General features: G+C 40.5%; 2 protein-coding genes. Both read left to right on the forward strand.

Annotated features, from left to right (window positions below):
* The first annotated feature begins 226 nt into the window (after positions 1 to 226).
* Positions 227 to 595, forward strand: coding sequence for a hypothetical protein (locus A3OI_RS21600; RefSeq protein ID WP_081622877.1), 369 nt, complete (start codon positions 227 to 229; stop codon positions 593 to 595).
* Positions 596 to 748: 153 nt separating this feature from the next.
* A complete protein-coding gene (locus tag A3OI_RS0103690; RefSeq protein ID WP_018402989.1) occupies positions 749 to 1,300 on the forward strand; it encodes a hypothetical protein in 552 nt (183 codons plus the stop codon).
* Positions 1,301 to 1,399 lie beyond the last annotated feature (99 nt).

Consider the following 1,399-nt stretch of genomic DNA (forward strand, 5'->3'; position numbering starts at 1 on the left):
TAGTTATCGTCTAATCACAACATGGTTTTCGACGGTGATCTTCCTACAGGGGACTTACACCCCATTAGTTCATGCCCATGCTGGGCGTACACAAGTCAAGGCATTGGATGCTGCGCACCAATGCTTGAAGCGTTACATGGATAAATTAAGCTCGGCATAGCTTTATAGCTCGCTTTATAAAATATTGAAGTATCACTACACTGACAATAGGCAATTAAAATTATTTATGAAAATCAATTTAAAATACATTACTTTTCTAGCTGTTTTTACGGCTTCTTCCACGCTCACAGCCCAAAGCTATGTTATCCCTCCCACATCGTCGACCCATAATCATGTTCCCGTCATATCAGATGAAAAAATGGAACAATGCGTAAAACTATATAACGAGTCCGAATGGCTGTTTGAAAAAATTAATGGAATACGGGTTGATAGCTACAGCCAGCAATCTGTAAATAATTATAACGCAATGGTAAATAAACACTCTGGAATGACTGATAAATTTAATGCTGAGTGCGCTGGAAAACAATCACGTTCCGCCTGTGAAGCAGCTAGAAAATTAAATATAGAACAAGGTTTGCCTTATCAAGACTGTTAACACTTGGCACTTCATTACCTAATACAAATTAAAATACTGTGAAAAAAATATGCATATATCTATGCAGTGCCATGTAACAAGGCCAAGCACTCGGACTGCCTACGCTGTCGCTTCGGCAACCGGTGTTGGCGGCGTTAGGAGATAAGTAGCATCATGGACTCAACTATCATCGCAGCATTAATATTTGTTGCCATATTAATTGTACTTGGGCTCTTCTACACCCGGATGGGTAACCTCGGGTTCTGGAAGTTAGCCTCAATGTTTCCGAGTGAGTTTATGGCTTATATTTCCAGAGATGATACGTGGATAATTTCAGAAACAAGTACGCCAAGACCAGGGCCTGACTATGTAGGCCCACTAAAATTTGTAGACAACAACATTGTATATACTCTTTTTGCCAAAGCTGAGTTTATTGAAAAATCTCAGCAAGAATTTATATCAAAATATAAACCTCTAACCCCTGAAAAGACTTTCCCTTATGTCAGCCTCTTAGCTCTTATATACCCAATAGCAGCAATTTTATCTTACAAAGGCGCCTCGTTACTTTCAGCGCTGGGTTATGGTTTTAGCAATTTAGGTTATCTATTAGCAGCTGCATTTGTATTTGGCGGTAGCTTCAGAATTCTAGGGCTAGATCATCGTGTTCAAGTTATTATTGCCGCTATAATATTCTGGGTGGTGGGTGTGATAATTACCAATGTTTGACTTTCCTAATCGGGTAGCCGAGGGTATCTAACCCTCAGCCCCCACAACACCCTGCATGCGGGTCCGCACAGGGCGTTTCACTTAGGATAGTGAAGCTTG

Source organism: Marinobacter gelidimuriae (genome assembly GCF_000372805.1).
GTDB classification, from domain to species: domain Bacteria; phylum Pseudomonadota; class Gammaproteobacteria; order Pseudomonadales; family Oleiphilaceae; genus Marinobacter; species Marinobacter gelidimuriae.